Source organism: [Clostridium] ultunense DSM 10521 (genome assembly GCF_000511955.1).
In the GTDB taxonomy this organism is placed as follows: Bacteria; Bacillota; Clostridia; order Tissierellales; family Tepidimicrobiaceae; genus Schnuerera; species Schnuerera ultunensis.
Genome location: NZ_AZSU01000004.1, coordinates 28,045 through 42,082, shown reverse-complemented (window position 1 = coordinate 42,082; position 14,038 = coordinate 28,045). Strand labels below are relative to the sequence as shown.

General features: G+C 31.2%; 13 protein-coding genes and 1 other annotated feature. Of the genes, 2 read left to right on the top strand and 11 right to left on the bottom strand.

The features are described from left to right. Positions 1-60 precede the first annotated feature (60 nt). The 6 genes from thrB to CUL_RS0111635 form a co-directional block, all read right to left on the bottom strand. A complete protein-coding gene (gene thrB / locus CUL_RS0111660; protein WP_025641862.1) occupies positions 61-942 on the bottom strand; it encodes a homoserine kinase in 882 nt (293 codons plus the stop codon). Next, a complete protein-coding gene (gene thrC, locus CUL_RS0111655) occupies positions 935-2,419 on the bottom strand; it encodes a threonine synthase (RefSeq protein ID WP_005586928.1) in 1,485 nt (494 codons plus the stop codon). Before thrC ends, thrB begins: the two co-directional genes overlap by 8 nt. A 14-nt stretch (positions 2,420-2,433) precedes the next feature. Further along, complete coding sequence (locus CUL_RS0111650) at positions 2,434-3,645, bottom strand: homoserine dehydrogenase (RefSeq protein ID WP_005586927.1); 1,212 nt, start codon at positions 3,643-3,645, stop codon at positions 2,434-2,436. A gap of 11 nt (positions 3,646-3,656) precedes the next feature. After that, positions 3,657-4,655, bottom strand: a complete 999-nt coding sequence (locus CUL_RS0111645; protein WP_035143216.1) for an aspartate-semialdehyde dehydrogenase — start codon at positions 4,653-4,655, stop codon at positions 3,657-3,659. Further along, on the bottom strand, positions 4,642-5,976 hold the full coding sequence (locus tag CUL_RS0111640; RefSeq protein ID WP_005586925.1) for an aspartate kinase: 1,335 nt from the start codon (positions 5,974-5,976) through the stop codon (positions 4,642-4,644). The genes CUL_RS0111645 and CUL_RS0111640 overlap by 14 nt, the downstream gene beginning before the upstream one ends. Positions 5,977-6,119: 143 nt before the next feature. After that, positions 6,120-6,328: a binding site (T-box leader), on the bottom strand. A 131-nt stretch (positions 6,329-6,459) separates the two neighbouring features. After that, positions 6,460-7,104: a GntR family transcriptional regulator gene (locus CUL_RS0111635; RefSeq protein WP_236616471.1), complete on the bottom strand. Its 645-nt coding sequence runs from the start codon at positions 7,102-7,104 to the stop codon at positions 6,460-6,462. 278 nt (positions 7,105-7,382) lie between these two features. Between CUL_RS0111635 and CUL_RS0111630 the strand changes: the two genes are divergently transcribed. Then, the gene (locus CUL_RS0111630) at positions 7,383-8,696 is read left to right on the top strand and encodes a helix-turn-helix domain-containing protein (RefSeq protein ID WP_025641858.1); all 1,314 of its coding nucleotides are present in this window, start codon (positions 7,383-7,385) and stop codon (positions 8,694-8,696) included. Positions 8,697-8,704: 8 nt separating this feature from the next. Then, complete coding sequence (locus CUL_RS19950) at positions 8,705-8,833, top strand: hypothetical protein (RefSeq protein WP_269077332.1); 129 nt, start codon at positions 8,705-8,707, stop codon at positions 8,831-8,833. A gap of 99 nt (positions 8,834-8,932) precedes the next feature. Here the strand turns inward: CUL_RS19950 and CUL_RS0111620 are convergent, their stop codons facing one another. The 5 genes from CUL_RS0111620 to potA form a co-directional block, all read right to left on the bottom strand. Beyond that, positions 8,933-10,117, bottom strand: coding sequence for an NAD(P)/FAD-dependent oxidoreductase (locus tag CUL_RS0111620; protein ID WP_025641856.1), 1,185 nt, complete (start codon positions 10,115-10,117; stop codon positions 8,933-8,935). A 203-nt stretch (positions 10,118-10,320) separates the two neighbouring features. Next, positions 10,321-11,367 (bottom strand): ABC transporter substrate-binding protein, encoded by a 1,047-nt coding sequence (locus tag CUL_RS0111615; protein ID WP_005582072.1) that lies wholly within the window; start codon positions 11,365-11,367, stop codon positions 10,321-10,323. After that, positions 11,364-12,155 carry an ABC transporter permease gene (locus tag CUL_RS0111610; RefSeq protein WP_025641854.1) on the bottom strand — a complete coding sequence of 264 codons (792 nt, stop codon included), beginning with the start codon at positions 12,153-12,155 and terminating at the stop codon, positions 11,364-11,366. The genes CUL_RS0111615 and CUL_RS0111610 overlap by 4 nt, the downstream gene beginning before the upstream one ends. Continuing rightward, positions 12,149-12,985 carry an ABC transporter permease gene (locus tag CUL_RS0111605; RefSeq protein WP_025641853.1) on the bottom strand — a complete coding sequence of 279 codons (837 nt, stop codon included), beginning with the start codon at positions 12,983-12,985 and terminating at the stop codon, positions 12,149-12,151. The genes CUL_RS0111610 and CUL_RS0111605 overlap by 7 nt, the downstream gene beginning before the upstream one ends. Then, positions 12,982-14,031 (bottom strand): spermidine/putrescine ABC transporter ATP-binding protein, encoded by a 1,050-nt coding sequence (potA, locus tag CUL_RS0111600; RefSeq protein WP_025641851.1) that lies wholly within the window; start codon positions 14,029-14,031, stop codon positions 12,982-12,984. Before potA ends, CUL_RS0111605 begins: the two co-directional genes overlap by 4 nt. Positions 14,032-14,038 lie beyond the last annotated feature (7 nt).

Below are 14,038 nucleotides of genomic sequence, written 5' to 3'. Positions count from 1 at the left end.
TTATACTTTTATTTAAGGAACTTGAATTTTCTCCATAAAAAAAAGCCCATGGCATGGGCTTTATATTATCTTAGTTCCTTCTAAATCTATATTCAATTCCCTAATGTTCCATGGTTGGTCTAAAGTATGAAGATAAGCTTTTATTTCCTTCGTAAACTCCTCATTATCTTCATCAATAATACACATTATAGTAGGTCCAGCACCGCTTAAATAGACCCCTAAACTATCCATTTTCTTGCATTTTTCTATTATATTGAAGAAATCCGGGATTAGTTTTCCTCTATAGGGTTCATGTAATCTATCCTCAAAGGCGTATCTTAGTAAATCAAATCTACCATTGGTAAGAGCTGATATGAGCAAAGCTACTTTATTTATGTTGTTTATGCAATCCTTATATTCTACCATAGATGGCAATACTTCTCTAGATTCTTTAGTGGATAATGTAAAATCTGATATTAAGGCAATAAATTTTATTCCCTTAGCCACCTCAATTCTATTGTAAATTACCTTCTCTTCTTCCATGAGGGATATTACAAGTCCGCCAAATAGTGCCGGAGCAATATTATCTGGATGGCCTTCTATCTTTGTTGCCAATTGGAATATTTCATCTTTTCCTAAAGGCCTCCCTGCCAATTCATTTCCTCCTATAACTCCAGCTAAAATGCAGGAAGCACTACTTCCTAATCCTCTAGAAATAGGTATATTTGTATTTGCATCTATACTTATTCCTGTGGGGGTATAGCCAATTTCCCTAAAAGTCTCCTTAATAGATCTATAAACTAAATTATTTGTTGAACCATATTCCTTTTTAAATCCGCTGATTTTATATCCCTCTGGAATTTCTTCAAATGTAAATTCATTATATAGATTAAGGGCTAATCCCAAAGTGTCAAATCCTGGTCCAAGATTTGCAGTGGTAGCTGGCACCCTTACTTTAACCATAAATATCACCAACCCTTAAAAATCCCTTTATCATATTTTTCATATTTTCCTTTGTTGATATGTTTTTATGAACAATTGGCTTGTCCTTTAGAGACTTTATATTTTCCGGTATACTTATACCAGTTTTTTTTGATAATTCTTCAAGGATAAAAAATTCATCCTTCCCCCTTATATCTATTCCTATAGATGAAGCTACTTTTTTACCAAATTTAAAGGGACTGGCAGTAGAGGCTATTATGGTCTTTGTCTCATCTTTCGTATCCTCTTTATATTTTTTATATACACTATAAGCCACTGCTGTATGGGGGTCTATTAGATAATCTCCTTCCATGAAAACATCTCTTATACTCCTATTAACATCTTCTTCATCTGCATAATTGGAATAGAACTCACTAGTGTCTAATTCCACTGTTTCATAATACCCTTTCTCTGAAAGCTCCTTCATTTTATCCTTTACCAATTCTTCATCTTCCCCAGTTAATTGGAATAATAATCTTTCCAAGTTGCTAGATATTAATATATCCATAGAGGGAGATGAGGTGAGAATTAATTCCCTTCTTCTATCATATTTACCCTTATTAAAAAATTCTGTTAAAACATTATTATTATTTGAAGCAGATATTAATTTATTTACAGGTAGTCCCATATGTTTTCCATAATATGCTGCAAGTATATTCCCAAAATTGCCTGTAGGAACTACTATATTTATCTTTTCTCCTTTTATTATTTCCTGCCTTTTCACTAATTGGCAATAAGAATAAAAGTAATAGACTATCTGGGGAATCAATCTTCCTATGTTTATGGAATTAGCTGACGATAATATATAATTATCTTTTTTCAATTCTTCTTTAAAATTTTCATCATTGAATATGGCCTTTACACCACTTTGGGCATGATCAAAATTCCCCTTAATTCCCACTACAAAGGTGTTTTCTCCTTCCTGGGTTATCATTTGAAGCTGTTGAACTTTACTTACACCTTTTTCCGGGAAAAAAACTATTATTTTTATCCCTTCTACATGGGCAAATCCTTCTAATGCTGCCTTTCCCGTATCCCCAGAAGTAGCAGTTAATATTACTATTTCTTTGTCTATTCCTTCTATAGCTTTCGAAAATTTTAACAAATGAGGCAATATGGATAAAGCCATATCTTTAAAGGCCAAGGTTGGCCCATGAAATAATTCTAAAAAGTTTACTCCCATTATAGTTTTCAAATCCACTATTTTTTCATTGGTAAATTTGGTATCATAAGCCCTATTTACAGCTTCCTTAAGATTTTTGTTACCTAGTTGGGGGAAAAACTTTTCTAAAATGAATAAAGCCATTTCCCTATAATCCATATCCATTAAGGGATCTAAATCCTCTATTAGGGGTAAAGATATAGGCACAAACAACCCTCCATCCCTGGACATTCCCTGTAAAATAGCCTGACTTGAACTTACCTTTAATTCTTTATTTCTGGTGCTAAAATATTCCATATTCTTCACCTCTACTAAAGAAATCTTCCTAAGAAATACTCTTTTTTCTTAATATTTAATGTTCTGATGATTCCATAAATTCTTTCTAATTCTATTTCCTTGGTTTTTATTCCTATGTATTTGTTCTGTCCTAAAATTTCTTCTGTTATCTCTTCTAATCCTCTTTCCACTTTCCAATCCATTTTTGGAATCCTCAGGTAAAATCTTCCTTTCATGCTGTAATTATAGTTTTTAAGCCTCTTTTTTCCTAGGAGATTTTTATTTCTATAGGTATTCAATCCTATGTCTAATACATCTGTTAATATAGCATTTGCTGTAGGGAGCTTTCCTGCCCCTGGTCCATAGAATTTCAATTCTCCTACATTGTCTCCTTTAAAGGATATGGAGTTAAAAGCTCCATTAATAGTAGAAAAATAAGTATCTTTTGCCACAATTGTTGGCAAAACAATTGCCACATATCCATCTTCATAATGTTTGGCTTCACCTATTAATTTTATGACACTATTTAGCTTTTTTATTTGTTCTATGTCAAAAGATTTGATATTATCTATTCCTTCTAAAAGGATATCATCTTCTAGAATTTTCCTTTGAAGTCCTAAGCTGCTCAATATCCTTAATTTTCTCAAGGTATCGTAACCTTCTACATCTGCCACTGGATCTGATTCTGCATAACCTAAATCTTGGGCAATCTTTAAGGCTTCATCATAATCTAAATCATCCTCAAACATTTTGGTAAGTATATAATTACAAGTTCCATTTAAAATCCCCTGTATTTCATTTATCCTATTTAGAGGAATATGTTCTTTTAAAGGCTTTAATATAGGTATTCCACCTGCTACACTGGCTTCGTATAAGAAGGCTACCCTATTTTCTAAAGCTAAAGCTGTTAATTCCTCAAAATATCTGGACACTATGGCCTTATTAGCTGTAACTACATGTTTTCCCCTTTCTAATCCTTCCTTAACATATCTATAACCTTCCCCTAAACTACTGGTGGCTTCTATAATCAATTGAATTTCATCGTCTTCTATAATATCATTAAAATTATCTGTAAGAATATCCTCTGGAAGGATTATATTTCTTTTTTTATCCATATTTTTAACTAATATTTTTTTGATTCTTATTTTCTTATTCAGTAATTCTTCCAATTCTTTTTTCCTCTTGGAAATTATCTCTACTACTCCTTGTCCTACTGTTCCAAGGCCTAGAAGACCAATATTTAACATTTTCTTTCCTCCTATTCAAATTTGTCAGTTACCAACTCTGCTATTTGTACTGCATTAGTAGCTGCTCCCTTTCGAATATTGTCTGCCACTACCCAAATATTAAGGCCATTATCTAAGCTAAAATCCCTCCTTATTCTACCTACATACACCTTATCCTTGCCTTCAACATCTATTGCCATAGGAAAAATATTGTTTTTTATGTCATCCTTTACTACTATTCCATCAAAATCCTCTAAATCCTTCTTTAGTTCTTCCAATTTAAAAGGTTTTTCTAATTCAACATTTATAGAAATACTATGGCCATATTTTACTGGTACCCTTACTGTAGTAGCTGTTATTCCAATATTATCATCTTTTAATATCTTTTTAGTTTCATCTATCATCTTCATCTCTTCTTTCGTATAACCATTGTCTAAAAAATCATCTATATGGGGAAATACATTGTTTTGAATTTGATAAGGATAAAATTCAATATTTCCTTCTTCTAAATCTTTAATTCCTCCTAATCCTGATCCTGATACCGATTGATATGTTGAGTATATGACTCTTTTTATCCCATATTTATCGTATATAGGTTTAAGGGGGAGTACGGATTGTATTGTCGAACAATTGGGGTTTGCTATTATCCCCCTATTAAATTTTATATCTTCCGGGTTGACCTCAGGTACTACAAGGGGAGTATCCTTGTCCATTCTAAATACGCTACTATTATCAATTACTTGTATTCCTTTTTTGACTGCAATAGGAACAAACCTATTGCTGACAGTCCCTCCGGCAGCAAAAAACGCTATGTCTATATCCCTGTTAAAAGATTTTTTTTCTAATTCTTCTACTATATATTCTTTTTCTTCAAATTTTAATTTGTTTCCTGCAGATCTTCTAGAAGAAAATAGGAATAAATTATCAATGGGAAAATTCCTTTCTTCCAATAGTTTAAGTATAGTGCTTCCTACTAATCCTGTAGCCCCTATAACTGCAATATTAAATTTTCTCACATTATATCCCTCCATTTTTGTTAAAAGCATCATATATAGATTTTATAGCCTTTTCAAAATCACCATTTTTGATGCCAATTATTATATTTAATTCACTAGACCCTTGAGTAATCATCCTTATGTTTATCTTGGCCTGAGCTAAAGCCATAAATATTTTTGCAGATATTCCCCTTGTCTTTATCATCCCTCTGCCTACTACTGCAATAAGGGCCATATCTGTATAACAAACTATATTGTCTGGATTGCAATAAATCCGTATTTCTTCCACTACCTTATTTAATTTAGATCCTATTTCCGAATTAGCTGCTATTACCGTAACTGAGTCTATACTGGAAGGCATATGCTCAATAGACACATTATTAGTTTCAAATACGGATACAAGTTTTCTATAAAAACCCTTGTCCATACTCATTAATGTCTTTTCTACAGATATGGCTGTAAAGTTCTTTTTTCCCGCAATTCCTGTTATAGTTCCAACATAACTTACCTCTGAAAAATCATCTAAAATCATAGTTCCAGGTTCCTCTGGAAAATTGGTATTTTTAATACTTATTGGTATTCCTGAGTTTTTTATAGGAAAAATAGCCTCTCCGTGAAGGACTGGAGCCCCCATATAGGAAAGTTCCCTAAGCTCCTTATATGTAATCTTTTCGATTGTCTTAGGACTTTTTACTATATGGGGATCTGCCATCAAAAATCCTGATACATCTGTCCAGTTTTCATAGAGTTTAGATTTTACTGCATTGGCAATAATAGAACCGGTAATATCTGAACCTCCTCTTGAAAAGGTCTTTATTTCACCATTGGGTTTGCCACCATAGAATCCTGGAATCACAGCATAAGTGGTTTCTTTTAAAGTTTCCTTTACCTGTATTTCCGTCCTTTTTTCATCAAATTCTCCATTTTCATCAAATAATATAATTTCCTTAGGGTCTATAAATTGAAAGCCAAGATATTCAGATAATATAATGCCATTAAGGTATTCTCCGCGACTCCCACAGTAGTCTTTAGAAGCACCATCTTTTATTTCTTCCTTAATCTCTGCCAATATCTTATCTATCTTTATTTCTAATTTTAAATCTCTACATATATCTAAAAATCTGTTTTCAATTATATTATAAACTTCATCAAAATTTAATCCATGAGATGCAAGCTGGTGGCACATATATAGTAAATCAGTAACTTTATGATCCTTTGAATTTCTTTTTCCCGGTGCTGAAGGTATTATGTATCTTCTCCTGCTATCTGATGTTACAATTTCTTTAACCTTAGCAAATTGAGTCCCATTAGCTAAAGAGCTTCCTCCAAATTTTGCCACTATTATATCTTCTACCATATATATCCCTCCTATACTAATTTAAGAAAAGCTCCTACAAAACATAACAGGGTAGCTTTTCTTGAAACTCATATACGGAAAGTCCATATTAACTAATATCTTTATCTAAGAACTTTCCCATTCGTTATAAAAACACTCGTCCTTAATAGGACGAGTGTTTTTCTCGTTTCCACCTAATAACAAATAAATATTATTTAATAGCTGTAACGTAAGCCAACGCAAATCCTTACTAGAATTCAGGATTGAGCTCCTAGGGGGTTTTCAATTTAGTGTATCAAAGAAGTTTCTCAGCCTATGAACTTCTATCTCTGTTGACCTTAAAAAATTTACTCGTCCTATTCTACGCTTTGGAATATTTTATAGCTTTAATTGGAGAAAGTCAAGTTGTTTTAAAAAAGTATTGTTAGAATTTATAATTAATAAAAAAGCCTTAAAGTATTTGATAAACTTTAAGGCTGCTTCTTCACTGAACTTTAGCCAAAACTAAAGCAATTCTTGTTTTATTTTGTCCACAAAAGCATCTATATGTTCTCTTGTATATCTTTCTGCTTTATCCATATTTTTCTCTTTTATAGCCTTTAAAACATTGCCTAAACTATCGGTAAACAAATCCATAGAATCAAAATAGCGTTGAGAGTAATGCCATAATCTTTCAGTATGACTATGTAGACTAAGAAGGACTTCTTGCAAACATGGATTGCCACTACTTAAAAATATAATATCATGAAATCTTTGATCATCAATAATTGCTTTTTGATAATCTGCAGTGATGTCATAAGTCTCAAGTCTCTCAACTATAGTTTCTAACTCTTTCAGCTGTTCATCGGTAATTCTATCTATTGCTAATCTTGCCGCAAAAGGATCAAGAATTCGAGTTACCTCAAAGACTGATTTCATATACATAAAATCAATAGGTGCTACTTGGGCACCAAACCTGGGTATTATATTAAGTAATTTATCTGTATTTAATTGTTGAAAAATCTTCCTTATTGGTGTTCTACTGATATTAAATTCATCAGCTATATCTACTTCATTAAGAACTTCTCCTGGTTCATAATCTAACTCAATAATTCTTCTTTTTAAAATGGCATAAATTTCCTCTGTTTTTATTTTCTTGCTCACAATCATAACCCCTCATTCAATTATTTACTACTATCATATCAATATAATACGGATTCTGCAATTGCATAAATTGCGATTAATTATTTTTGCATAAATGTACCAGGAAATAGTCCTTACCCCATAAAGACCCAACACACAATCTAGACCATCCCTGGTACATCATTAAAATTATATACTTATACTATAAGTATATCACAATATAATCATATGTAAATATATTTACTTAAATTGATTTATATGATATAATTTTATTCAATGAAAATATATTATAAAGGTTGGAGAATATGGAAGAAGATAAGATTACCATAGGTGAAAATTTAAAAAAAATACGGAAAGATTTAAATTTAAGACAATACCAATTGGCTGGTGACCAAATTACTAGAAATTTAATAAGTCTTATAGAAAATGATAGAACGCCTATATATTATAACGTTGCTAATATTATTTCAAAAAATATAAATAAAATTATTCACGAGAAGGGTATGGACATATATATTCAACCGGAAGATATTCTCAATCCAGATAGATACGAAGCAAGGAAACGGGCTAATGTGTATATTGATAAAATTAAGCATCACTTAATTGAAAAAAACTATGAATTCAATATAGAAGAATTAAATGAAATTGAAACTTTCCTAAATAAATGGAATTTTATCGATAAAAAGGTTAAAGCCTATGAATTGTTAGGAGATATTTATTATAATGCTAAAGATTCAAATAAGGAATACTATTATTATCTAAAATCTTTAGAGGTTTCCTACGAATACCCATATATGAAGGAACGTTACAAGATTATCTTGAAACTGGTCTATAATTGTATTGTAACTGAAAAATTTGATGAGGCTATTAGATTATGTAATTTTGCCCTATCGACTCAGGATGACATTCCTTATAAATATAAAGGCATTTTTTATTATAATAGTGGACTAGCTTATTATCATAAAAAGGATTATAGTAAATGTTTAGAACAATTAATATATGCTAAATACTATATATATGACGAAAACTATCGTGAAATTAAAAGAATATTAATGTTGGAAGGAATTTGTAATTCCCAGATAGAAAATTATGATGGTGCATTAAGAAATTATAATAAACTATTAAAAATAATTGAAGATTTTGATGATCCTGAAGAAATGTGTTTAATATATATAAACATAATGCAAACCTATACCCATAAGGAGTGTAGAGAAGAAGTAGAAAAATACCATGTTAAAGTAATAGATTATCTAGAAATTATAGATAAAGACTCCTCATACCTACCTGAAATTCTATTTGGTTTATCCGAGATATATTATTTTTTAGAGGAATATGATTCTTATGAAAAATACCTAAATAAGGCTCTTGAATTATCAAAAAATAATGAAGAGATTAATTCATTTCAAGATATTTTTTTAAAACTGATGGATTTCTATATAGAAACAGAACAAATTGATAAAATTAATCTTTTAGCAAAAAACTATAGAACTCAAATTTATAATATAGAAATGACTAAAGATTTTGCTATTATATTAAAAATTCTTTACAATTTTATAGAGCAAAACGATAATTTAGAAACAAAAAATTTAATTGAAAACTTATTAAACAGGGAGGTGTAAAAATAGCTATGAAGAAAAAAATTGCTTTATTATTATCAACTATCACTATAATCACCTGCTTAAGTGCTGCTGTATCTGTTAGTAGTTATTATATTCCACCAAGACCAATAAGAGATTCTATAGTTGAAGAATTTTAATTTAGGGATATTTTCAATACTTATAGTTAACAGCTCTATTAATTTAATCCATATTAAAAGTGTGACAGTTACTGTCACACTTTTAATATGGATATTATTCTATTTAAACTGTATATTGTCTTCCAAATAAGAATTAATATCTATTTTCTCTGTAACTGACCTTTTTAGCTTACCCATATCTCTGGTATCTCCAAATAGTATACCGCCGGTAAGTTTTCCTCTAGTGGTAAATAGTTTATGGTGGATATCTTTACTTTCATCTTTGTATTCAAAGAATCTATCAAATTCTCTTATTTCTCCTACTGAAAACAGCTTAATATCTCCTAATAATAAGGAAGTGAACAGTTTTGCTTCAGTATATTCTAAAAGCTTCCCTGACATATTAGCGCCTGCCACTTTTCCTTGCTCATTTGCCGAAGTCCATAATCCTATTACTGAGCCATCTATTTCGACTACGTCTCCCGCTGCATAAATATTTTCTATATTTGTTCTTAAATTTTTATCAACGATTATTCCTTTATTAAACTCTATCTTAGTATCTCTAATTAAATCTACATTTGGTCTTATGCCAACTGAAAACAGTATCCCATCGGTTTTAAGTTCCTTGCCATTGTTTAATAATATTCCATTAGCTCTATCCTTCCCCAGTATTTCTTCAGCTGCTGAAGATAGATAGATTTTAAAGCCTTCCTCCTCCAATTTTTCCTTTAATTTATTTGATAATTCTTCATCTAATTGCCTAGGCAATAAATAGGGGGCAAATTCAACAATACTGATATTTTTCCCTAATCTCTTTAAAGACCAGGCTGCTTCTAATCCTAAAAGCCCACCACCTATTACAGTAATATTTTTACATTTATCAAAATAATTTCGAATATACCTTAAATCTCTTAAAGTCCTCAATGCTAATACTCCCTGCTTAAACTTTCCCGCTATGGGAGGTATAAAGGGTCTGCTACCAGTAGCTAGTAATAGTTTTTCATAGCCTATTTCTACACCATCATCTAGTCTTATTTTAGAATTATCTATATCTATTTTTTCAACTATTTTATTTAACAACACCTTAATATTCTTTTCCTCATACCAACTGTCTTTATTTACTAAAAGTTCTTCCTCCCTGAAATCCTTTGATAGATATTCAGTTAATCTTACTCTATAATAAGTATGGTATGCTTCGCTTGAAATCATAGTGATGCTACCTTGATTATCATTATTCCTTATTTCCTTAGCTGCTGAAAGTCCTGCTATTCCATTTCCTATAATCAAATATTTTACTTTTTCCATTCTGTACCTCCTTGGGTTAATAATGATTAGTTAATTATTACCCAAAGTATCAAAATATACACATAATATAACAATGTGACATTATCATTCTGAACGCAGAGAAGAATCTTGTCCTTAGAACTTCCTAGATAAATCTTTCCATTCAGGATTTATATACTGCCACTAATTGTCCATTGTAAATTGTACTCAGTCAATTGAGTAAACTATCTTTGAGCTTTAATTTCCAACCATATTTCATCATATACTTTCAAAAAGTCCTTAGGATCTTTGAATATTTCAACTTCTCCTATTTCTTCATCAGCAGGATAAGCCACCTTACTATTTACTATGTCCTCAGGCAAGTATTCCAATGCTTTATAGTTAGTCGTTGAGTATCCAATATAATCCGTATTTCTTGCTGCTATTTCAGGTCGATTCATAAAATTGATAAACTCTTCAGCTAGTTCTTTGTTTTTTCCACCTTTTGGTATTACCATATTGTCAAACCAAAGATTAGTTCCTTCTTTTGGTATTACATACTCTAAATTTTCATTTTCTCTAATCATAGCTACTGCATCTCCTGACCATACAACAGCAAGGGCAGCTTCTTCCCCAACCATTAAGTCTTTAACTTCATCTCCTACATAAGCATAAACTAGAGGTTTTTGTTTAATCAATTCTTCTTTGGCTTCTTCTAATTCCTTTCTATCCCTAGAGTTCATTGAATAACCTAGCTTTTTTAATGCTACGGCAATGGAATCTCGTTGGCTATCCAGCATCAAAATCTGGCCACTATATTTTTCATTCCAAAGGATATTCCAACTATCTACTACATCATCAACTAGGTTTTTATTATATATAATGCCTACCGTTCCCCACATATATGGTACTGAGTATTCATTATTAGGATCGAAATCTAAATCTAAAAATCTGTCCTCAATATTACTCAAATTAGGTATCTTTTCTTTATTGATCTTTTCTAATAGACCTTCATCTATCATTCTTTCTATCATATAATCTGATGGGAAAGCCACATCATAGCTAGTTCCACCCTTTTTAATACTTACATACATATCTTCATTAGTTGCGAATGTATTATAGTTTACCTTAACATTAAATTCCTTCTCAAATTCCTTTATTACATCTGGATCTATATAATCTCCCCAGTTATACACATTAAGGGTGGCTTTATTACTTCCACAACCAGTAGATAATAATCCAATTATCATTATCAGACCAATACTCAAAAAGTATTTAATACTTCTTTTCATATAATATCACCTCTCTCACTAATACTCTTAGACGATCTACTATTTATTATTAATAGTAGAACCAATAAACCAGCAAACATCAAAGTAGATAAAGCATTTATAACAGGATTAATCCCTCTTCTAGCCATGGAGAAAATTGTTATACTTAAATTGGTAACTCCTGCTCCTTTATTGAAAAAGCTAATAACAAAATCGTCAACGGATAAAGTAAAGGCTAATAGTGCACCCGTTACTATTCCAGGCATTATTTCAGGTATAACTACCTTTCTCAATGCATAAAAAGGGGTCGCTCCTAAATCCATAGCCGCTTCTGCCAGATGCTTATTCATCTGTTTTAATTTAGGCAGTATGGATAGTATTACATAGGGTATGGAGAAGGTTATATGGGATAAAAGCATGGTGATAAAACCAAATTCAATCCTTAAAAACCTAAATAAAGTCATTAGGGATACAGCGGTAACAATATCTGGATTTAATACGGGTAAATAGTTCAGGTTAAGGATTATTTTTTTGCTAATACCTGGCATGCCATATATGCCTATTGCTGCAAAAGTTCCTATTATAGTTGAAATTATGGATGATAATACTGCAATTAGCAAAGTATAGTATAAAGCCTTTAGTACTTCCACATCTTTAAACAGTTCTACATACCATTTAAATGTAAATCCATTCCAAACTCCCCTAGATTTTGAATTATTAAAAGAAAAAACTATTAATACAATAATAGGTGCGTATAGAAACAAAAATATTGAAAATGTATATATCCTTCTCAAAATTCGACCTACCATAATCTACCACCTTCCCCTTTTTGAGAATCGAATTTAGCGGTAATGGCCATAGTTAAAAGTATAAAGGCCATCATTATTATAGATATGGCAGATCCAAAATGCCAATCGCCAACCCATAAAAATTGTTGTTCTACTAAATTTCCTATAAGCATATATTGGCCACCACCTAATAGTCTTGAAATTACAAAAGTACTGACAGCAGGCATAAATACCATCGTAATTCCAGTAATTATTCCAGGAATACTCAATGGAAAGGTTACTCTAGAAAAAACTTTAATCTTATTTGCTCCTAAATCTTCCGCTGCTTCGATTAAACTCTTATCTATTTTTATTAGGACTGAATATATTGGCAATACCATAAAAGGTAGAAAATTATATACCATTCCCAATAATACTGCCAAATCGTTGTATATTAGATTAAGGGGCTTAAATCCTAGTTTTATAACTATATAATTTATTAGCCCATTCTTCCCCAATAGGGTTAACCAAGCATAAGTCCTTAATAAAAAATTCATCCACATGGGGATAACAAATAGAAGTATCATTATATTCCTTCTTTTTGGTTTCTCACGAGCAATAATCATTGCCATAGGATATCCTAGTAACAAAGTAATGGCTGTCGACTTTAATGCTAAACTAATGGATATCCATAACACATCTAAATATTTTGGGTCTAGAAATCGTTTAAAATTATCTAAGGTAAATTGTAAATTTTTTATACCCCCTTCTTCACCGGTAGTAATGGAAAACAGAAGGATTAAAGCTAAGGGAACTACAATAAAGATAATCATCCATAATATATAGGGATATGAAGTCCATTTCATCCTCATTCTTTAATCACCTTCTCCATTATATGAATATTTTCAGGTAGTACATTCATGCCTATTTCCGTACCTACCGGTTTCATAATAGTACTATGAACCATCCAATCTATACTCCCATCTTTAACCATCATTTCATAATGAACTCCTTTAAAGGTTACGGACATCACAATACCCTTTAATAAGCCTTCCTCTAAGGGCACAATTTCTAAATCTTCAGGTCTAATTACCACATCTACTTCTTCTTTTTGATTAAAACCTTTATCCACACATTTAAAGGTTCTACCAGCAAATTCTACTATATAATCTTCAATCATAATTCCGTCTACAATATTACTTTCTCCTATAAATTTAGCAACAAAAGCATTTTTAGGCTCATTATATATGTCAACGGGGGTACCTATTTGCTGTATAATTCCCTTGTCCATTACTACTATAGTATCCGACATAGTCAATGCTTCCTCTTGGTCATGGGTAACGTATATAAAAGTAATCCCTACCCTTTTTTGCATGTTTTTTAATTCAGTTTGCATCTCTTTTCTAAGTTTCAAATCTAAAGCTCCCAAAGGTTCGTCTAAAAGTAATACCTTTGGTTCATTGACTAAAGCCCTGGCAATAGCAACCCTTTGTTGTTGTCCACCGCTTAAGGAATCGATGGAGCGATTTTCAAAACCTTTAAGGTTTACTAATCTTAGCATTTCCTTAACCCTAGCTTTTATATCGTCTTTTGCCATCTTTTTTATCTTTAAACCGAAAGCTATATTGTCAAATACATTCATATGAGGAAATAATGCATATTTTTGAAAAACTGTGTTTATTTGCCTTTCATAGGGGGGTAAAGTTGTAATATCCTTTCCTTCAAATATTACTTTTCCTTCTGTTGGTTGTTCAAATCCTCCTATTATTCTTAAAGTAGTAGTCTTACCACATCCACTAGGACCTAATAATGTTAAAAATTCATTTTTTCTGATATAAAGATTTATATTGTCTAGGACTTTTATCCCATCATATTCTTTTGATATATTTCTTAGATCAATTGTATGAGTTTTATCCATCATCTAA

Bases quoted from the DNA above. Each gene is read 5' to 3' on its own strand.
- CUL_RS0111650 (WP_005586927.1), bottom strand. From the start codon at position 3,645: ATGTTAAATATTGGTCTTCTAGGCCTTGGAACAGTAGGACAAGGAGTA.
- CUL_RS0111610 (WP_025641854.1), bottom strand. From the start codon at position 12,155: ATGGTAGGTCGAATTTTGAGAAGGATATATACATTTTCAATATTTTTG.
- thrC (WP_005586928.1), bottom strand. From the start codon at position 2,419: ATGGAATATTTTAGCACCAGAAATAAAGAATTAAAGGTAAGTTCAAGT.
- potA (WP_025641851.1), bottom strand. From the start codon at position 14,031: ATGGATAAAACTCATACAATTGATCTAAGAAATATATCAAAAGAATAT.
- CUL_RS0111645 (WP_035143216.1), bottom strand. From the start codon at position 4,655: ATGGAGGGATATAATGTGAGAAAATTTAATATTGCAGTTATAGGGGCT.
- CUL_RS0111615 (WP_005582072.1), bottom strand. From the start codon at position 11,367: ATGAAAAGAAGTATTAAATACTTTTTGAGTATTGGTCTGATAATGATA.
- CUL_RS0111620 (WP_025641856.1), bottom strand. From the start codon at position 10,117: ATGGAAAAAGTAAAATATTTGATTATAGGAAATGGAATAGCAGGACTT.
- thrB (WP_025641862.1), bottom strand. From the start codon at position 942: ATGGTTAAAGTAAGGGTGCCAGCTACCACTGCAAATCTTGGACCAGGA.
- CUL_RS0111630 (WP_025641858.1), top strand. From the start codon at position 7,383: ATGGAAGAAGATAAGATTACCATAGGTGAAAATTTAAAAAAAATACGG.
- CUL_RS0111635 (WP_236616471.1), bottom strand. From the start codon at position 7,104: ATGATTGTGAGCAAGAAAATAAAAACAGAGGAAATTTATGCCATTTTA.
- CUL_RS0111605 (WP_025641853.1), bottom strand. From the start codon at position 12,985: ATGAGGATGAAATGGACTTCATATCCCTATATATTATGGATGATTATC.
- CUL_RS19950 (WP_269077332.1), top strand. From the start codon at position 8,705: ATGAAGAAAAAAATTGCTTTATTATTATCAACTATCACTATAATCACC.
- CUL_RS0111640 (WP_005586925.1), bottom strand. From the start codon at position 5,976: ATGGTAGAAGATATAATAGTGGCAAAATTTGGAGGAAGCTCTTTAGCT.